At 51.6% G+C, this 6,937-nt stretch carries 5 protein-coding genes; all 5 read right to left on the bottom strand.

Features of this window, described 5'->3' with window-relative positions:
• Positions 1 to 137: 137 nt before the first annotated feature.
• Positions 138 to 1,070, bottom strand: coding sequence for a methionyl-tRNA formyltransferase (fmt, locus tag DBO31_RS04545; protein WP_150824549.1), 933 nt, complete (start codon positions 1,068 to 1,070; stop codon positions 138 to 140).
• Positions 1,070 to 1,531 (bottom strand): peptide deformylase, encoded by a 462-nt coding sequence (gene def / locus DBO31_RS04550; protein WP_059075879.1) that lies wholly within the window; start codon positions 1,529 to 1,531, stop codon positions 1,070 to 1,072. The genes fmt and def overlap by 1 nt, the downstream gene beginning before the upstream one ends.
• Positions 1,532 to 1,628: 97 nt before the next feature.
• Complete coding sequence (priA, locus tag DBO31_RS04555; protein ID WP_150824550.1) at positions 1,629 to 3,989, bottom strand: primosomal protein N'; 2,361 nt, start codon at positions 3,987 to 3,989, stop codon at positions 1,629 to 1,631.
• Between the two features lie 40 nt (positions 3,990 to 4,029).
• Positions 4,030 to 5,151, bottom strand: coding sequence for a radical SAM family heme chaperone HemW (gene hemW, locus DBO31_RS04560; RefSeq protein ID WP_200817458.1), 1,122 nt, complete (start codon positions 5,149 to 5,151; stop codon positions 4,030 to 4,032).
• Positions 5,151 to 6,937: translation elongation factor 4 (gene lepA / locus DBO31_RS04565; RefSeq protein WP_150824552.1), on the bottom strand; the 1,787-nt coding region annotated here is incomplete at its 5' end. The genes hemW and lepA, both read right to left, overlap by 1 nt.

Consider the following 6,937-nt stretch of genomic DNA (forward strand, 5'->3'; position numbering starts at 1 on the left):
ATGGCCGGCAAATAATAAGCTAGTCCAGGTCTCATCACCGTCCATAGCAGCCATAAACAGAGGGCTGTCACGACGGCTGCCAATGCGGCATAGACTAGAAAAAAAGTCGTCCCCTTGTCCATATAACGCATCTCTCCTTACAACATGGTGCCAGCAGTCAGATGGCAGCCTTGCAGGAACTGGGCCGTCGCCATCCGTTTACGGCTTTCCGGCTGCACTTCCCGTATGCACAGGGCATCGCGTCCGGTCTGCACGGTAATAGATGTCTTTGTGACCTCAATGATCGTGCCCGGTTCCGCTTCCGTCCCCGGTACGACGTCGGCTGCCCATATTTTCAGGCGGTGTCCTTCGTGAAGGACATAGGCGCCAGGATGGGGATCCAGCGTCCGTATGAGCCGTTCAATGACGACGGCCGGCTGGGAAAAATCAATCTGAGTCATTTCTTTCGTAATCTTGGCGGTATAGGTCGCCTTAGATTCGTCCTGGCTCTGTGCCGCCGCTTCATAGGCGGGCAGGTCTTTTAGTACCGGAATCAGCGTTTCCGCACCGATAACAGACAGTTTATCAAACAGAGTACCGGTCGTTTCCTTGGCATCGAGGACTATTTCTGATTTTTTCAGCACCTTCCCCGTATCCATGCCTTCATCGAGCATCATGATCGTAACGCCGCTGGTCCGGACGCCATCTTTAATAGCATACTGGATAGGCGCTGCCCCTCTATATGCCGGCAGCAGAGAACCATGCACGTTCAGACAGCCATACCGGGGAATGTCGAGAATCGCCTTGGGAAGGATTTTGCCATACGCAATGACGACGATGACATCGGGCTGAAGATCTGCCAGCGCCGCAATGACATCGGGATCCTTCAGGGTCTGCGGCTGAAACACGGGAATCCCCAGTTTTTCAGCGCATTCTTTGACAGGCGAAGACGATACTTTCTTACCACGTCCCCGCTGCTTGTCCGGCTGTGTGTAGACAGCCTGGATGGTAAACCCGGCAGCGTGAATCGCTTTCAGCGACGGGACGGAAAAATCGGGTGTACCCATAAAAACAATACGTAATGATTCCATTATTCTTCTACTTTCCGCAAATTCGTTGCTTTTTCAATAAACAGTGTTCCTACGAGATGATCCATTTCATGCTGGAAAATCCGGGCCAAGAATCCTTCCGGTTCATACACGATGACTTTGCCATGGCGATTCAGGGCCCTCACCTTGATGCGCTGGCTACGCTTTACATCGCCATAATACCCAGGAACGCTGAGGCAGCCTTCGGGGCCATCCTGCAATTCTTCTGATGCTTCCAGTAATTCCGGGTTGATGAGTTCGATGAGGCCGTTCCCGTCGTCGAGAACAATCATCTGCAAAGACTTGCCAATCTGTGGAGCCGCCAGCCCTACGCCTTCTGCTTCATACATGGTTTCCGCCATGTCATTGAGTAACCGTTTTGTATTTTTAGTAATAGTCTTGACCGGAGATGCCGTTTCTTTTAAAATCGGAGCACCCGCTTTGACAATTTTTAATAGTGCCATAATACCCACCTCAATAGATAATAAAAATGCAAGTATGTTGCTGATAAAAAACATTCGTATTCATTATAACAGTTTTCTTTTGAAAGGAACAGGCTTTTCAGCCCATGCTGTCTACATCGAGAATGACTCCGGGACGCCAGAATTCCCGCTGCGCGCGGATAAAGTCTTTGACGGCCGTCAGATCCGGGCCTTTCAATAAAATAACAATGCGGTATTTATTCCGTACTTTCTTGATTATATCGACGAAGGGCCCGATGACGGCCGTATCACTGCCGCTTTCCGTATGCCAGTTCTGCAGCAAAAGAGCCAGCGTATTGCCTGTATCCCATAGGGCCTTTTCATTTTCATCAGTAATGACGATTTTCAATATCTGATGAAATGGCGGATACAACAGTTCCTTCCGGTATTGTATTTCCTGTGCATAAAAGGCTGCATAATCCTGCCGCTCTGCACATTGGATAACGTAATGTTCCGGTGCATAGGTCTGCATGACGACCCGTCCGGGAATCGTACCGCGCCCGGCACGGCCAGCAGCCTGGGTCAGCAGCTGGAAGGTCCGTTCCCCAGCCCAGTAAGCCGGCAGGTTGAGCAGGCTGTCCGCAGCCAGTATCCCCACGGCGCTGACATCGGCAAAGTCATGCCCCTTGGCGACCATCTGGGTCCCCAGTAAAATATCGTATTCATGACGGCGGAATGCCTCGATGATGTGATCACCACTGTTTTTGCGTGTCGTCGTATCCTGATCCAGGCGGACGATCCGGGCATGGGGAAATTGTTCACGAAGCTGTTCTTCTACTTTTTCCGTCCCCGTCCCAAAAAATTTGATATATTTGCTGCCACATTCCGGACACCGCAGAGGAACCGGCTTTTCCGCATCACAATAATGGCATCGCAGCTGATCTTGTTGTTTGTGATACACCATAGCGACATCACAGGTGTCACATTTGACAACATAGCCGCATTTACGGCACATGACGAAAGTAGAAAAGCCACGGCGGTTCAACAAGATGATCGCCTGCTGCTTCTGCTGTAGTGTTTCCTGCAAAAGATTTGTCATGGCATCTGATAGCACATGGCGGTTCCCACGGGCCAATTCTTCCCGCATATCGACGACCTGTACAGACGGCAGAGGCCGGTTAAGCACACGCTGCGTTAATTCCAGAAGGACGTACTGACCAGTCTGTGTCCGGTAATAATCGGCAATAGACGGCGTCGCGCTGCCTAAGAGGACAGGACAGCCGTAATAGGCAGCCCGTCTGCGTGCCACTTCTACGGCATGATAACGGGGAGCCTCTTCCTGTTTGTAAGAGCTGTCGTGCTCTTCATCGACGATGACCAGTCCCAGAGAACGGACTGCCGTAAAGACAGCCGAACGGGCGCCGATACAGATATGACTTTCCCCATTTGCCATACGCAGCCAGTTATTCCGCCGCTCTCCCTTGGACAGCTGACTGTGCATAACGACGACATCATTGCCGAAGCGGCGGATGAAACGGCGTACAATCTGTCCGGTCAGGGCGATTTCCGGAACGAGGACGAGAACCTGTCCTCCTTTTTGCAGCACGTCTTCGGTCAGCTGCATGTACACTTCCGTCTTACCACTGCCTGTAACGCCGTGAAGGACATAGGTGCGGCCGCCTGCATCATTCCGTACGGCATCAACGGCCCGCTGCTGTTCTTCTGTGAGCCTGAAAGGAACATCTCCTTCGAGTGGATGCGTCAGGTCCACCGTATGGCTCAGCTTTTCTTCCATCGTAGCACAACCGCTCTGACACAGATGCAGCAGAACGTCCCGCGAATAGCCCTTCCCGATCCAGTACGAGAAAGGGGCAGACCGGATTTGTTTCAGATGCGCCAGTAAAGCGGCCTGACGGGGACGCCGCTTCAGGATGCCCGTCGTATCATCAGACTGGAAAACCAGCCATTTTTCCATTTTATCGGCAATCTGATTCTGGAGATAATCCTCCTGGTCCAGCTGATGCTGTCTGACCATCTCCTCGACGCAATCGGCGGAAAATTGACGGCACACCTGCTTTTTTTCCGCCTTTCCGCGTGCGTCCACATAGGCCGCTACGGCTCTTTCTTCTTCTGTTACAGGGAGCACAGGACCAGTCTTAAGGTATACGCGCCGGATAATTCCCTTTTTTTCTATCATGAAAAGCCGCAGCGCATCAGCCAGTCCACATAAGTAATACTGGCTGATCCATACGGCCGTCTGAATCATTTCTTCCTGGAACCCGGCCTGCGATGACAACAGGGCCAGGATGGGTTTCAGCTGATACTGCCGGTCACTGTCCCGTTCTTCCCGTACAGCCAGCACGATTCCCTCTTCCCGCCGTGGGCCGAACGGGACGAGGACACGGGAACCGATACGTACGGAAAGACCATCGGGAATCGTATAGGAAAAAGTCTGTTGTACTTGTTTGGCCGTTATATTGATAATAATATCGGCTACCATATGGGTACACTCCTTTCCATATCTGCCCATCTTTCCAGAATCAGCGGATAAACTGGCTGAACACATAATTTCCATAAGACAGCCCCAGACTAGTGAGACGGCAGCCGCCTTCTTTCCGTTCCAACAATCCCTGTTTCACCAGTTTATCAACAACCTTGCCAAAGACGGATTCCATTGGGACACCAAACCGGCGGGCAAAGTCATCGTATGCAATGCCATCGCGCATACGCAGTGCGAGGAAACAGTAGTCTTCCTGGGCCCGATTCACATCTATAACGACGGATTCCGCCAGGACAGACTGTCTTCCGGCATTGCGGATATACTGAGGAATGTTGGATATATGGGCAGACCGCACATGTCCATCAAAGGAATGGGCCGAAACGCCGAATCCCAGGTACGGCACATACGTCCAGTACTTGACATTATGCCGGGACCGCCGTCCCGGACGGGCATAACTGGAAATCTCATAATGATCGAAACCGTATCTTTTAAAAACCTGATGTACCACGGATGCCATTTTCTCCACCTGATCATCCGGTGGTAATGATACCATACCGGTGGTTACATCATGATAGAGACACGTCCCGGGTTCCAGAATGAGACTGTATACGGAAGCATGGCATAGAGGAAGCCGTAAAAGCTGTGACAGGTCATCGGCTGCCATCTGCACAGTCTGTCCGGGAAGGCCATACATCAAATCGGCAGACAGATTATCAAATCCCGCCCAGGCCGCATTCTCCACCGCTTCGACGGCCTGGCGGGATGAGTGGATCCGTCCCAGAGAGCACAAAAGCTGTGGCTGAAAACTCTGGACACCGATGCTCAGCCGGTTAATGCCCAACTCATGAAGGCTTTTCAAGTACTCTCTGCCGAGACTATCCGGATTGCCCTCCAAGGTAATCTCTGCATGGGAATCGACGGCAAAATGCTGTGTCACAGCCTGCAGAATTGATGCAATCTGGGGTATTTTCAAAAGTGACGGTGTGCCACCGCCAAAATAAATCGTATCGACAGCAAGGCCCTCCCGGGGGGAAGTGCTGATTTCCCGGCAGAGGGCCTCCGTATAAGCCGGTATATATGATTCTACGCCGCCATAAGAAGGAAAATCGCAATACCGGCACTTATGACGGCAGAACGGAATATGGATATACAGACCAATCATTATTTTTCATCTACCTGTAATACGGCCATAAAGGCTTCCTGAGGGATTTCTACACTGCCAACCTGCTTCATGCGCTTCTTCCCTTCTTTCTGTTTTTCCAGAAGTTTGCGCTTACGGGAAATATCGCCGCCATAGCATTTGGCCAGTACATCTTTGCGCAGAGCCGCTACATTTTCCCGGGCAATGATCTTATTGCCGATAGCCGCCTGGATAGGAATCTGGAAGAGCTGCCGCGGTATGAGACTGCGAAGCTTTTCTACCAGAGCCCGGCCACGGCGGGCTGCAAATTCTTTATGCACGATGACACTCAGTGCATCGACTACTTCCCCGTTGATCAGGATATCCATTTTGACCATGGGCGATGCCTGATAGCCATTGAGTTCATAATCCAGCGAAGCATATCCCCGTGTCGAAGACTTCAGCGTGTCAAAATAGTCATACAATATTTCACACAACGGCAGATTGTACACAATGGAAACCCGTGTTTCATCAAGATAATCCATGGTCAGATACTGACCCCGCCGGTTCTGGGAAATTTCCATGACCGTCCCTACCATATCTTTCGGGATGATGATGGTCGTCTTGACAAAGGGTTCTTCAATATGATCGATTTTCGTCATATCCGGCATAAGGGACGGATTATCGACAGCGACCATCGTGCCATCTGTGCAGTACACATGATAGATAACAGACGGAGCTGTCGTAATCAGAGATAATCCATATTCCCGTTCCAACCGTTCCTTGACGACATCCATGTGGAGGAGTCCCAGGAAGCCACAGCGGAAGCCGAAGCCCAGAGCCGTCGATGTTTCCGGTTCAAATAACAGGGCCGCATCATTGAGGTGCAGCTTTTCCAATGCATCGCGCAGATTGTCATAATCATTGGTTTCCACCGGATAGAGGCCGCAATACACCATAGGTGTCGCCTTGCGGTATCCCGGAAGCGGTTCCGATGCCGGACAATCTGCCAGCGTGACCGTATCACCGACACGACAGTCGCGGACATTTTTCATGCTCGCCGCCAGATAACCGACGCTGCCACATTCAAGAGAGGCCACGGGGTGCATCTGGGGAATGAAGACACCCGTTTCTGTCACTTCAAATTCCATGCCGCTGGACATCATGCGGATCCGGTCCCCAGTTTTGAGACTGCCTTCCATAATGCGGATGTTGGCAATGGCTCCTTTATAGGAATCGAAATGAGAATCGAAAATCAGGGCCCGCAGCGGCTTGTCCGGTGCATCTTCCGGTGCGGGAATCCGCTGTACGATAGCTTCCAGCACCTTATCGACACCGAATCCAGTCTTGGCACTGACTTCGATAGCATCACTGGCGTCGAGGCCGATGACATCTTCTATTTCCTTACGTACCCGTTCGGGGTCTGCACTGGGAAGGTCGATTTTATTGATGATCGGGATGATTTCCAGGTCATGTTCCAGAGCCAGGTACACGTTAGCCAGGGTCTGCGCTTCTACACCCTGCGTCGCATCGACAATCAGGAGGGCCCCGTCGCAGGCCGCCAGACTGCGGGATACTTCATAATTGAAATCGACATGCCCCGGTGTGTCAATGAGATTCAAGGTATACTGATGGCCGTCTTGGGCATCATAAATCAGCCGGGCCGACTGGGCCTTGATGGTTATGCCCCGTTCCCGTTCCAGGTCCATCGTATCGAGGAGCTGGTCTTCCATTTCCCTTTTGGATACTGTACCGGTCATTTCCAGCAGCCGGTCTGCCAGCGTCGATTTACCATGGTCAATATGTGCAATAATAGAAAAATTTCTTA

Source organism: Megasphaera sp. DJF_B143 (genome assembly GCF_900320625.1).
Taxonomy (GTDB): domain Bacteria; phylum Bacillota; class Negativicutes; order Veillonellales; family Megasphaeraceae; genus Megasphaera; species Megasphaera hexanoica.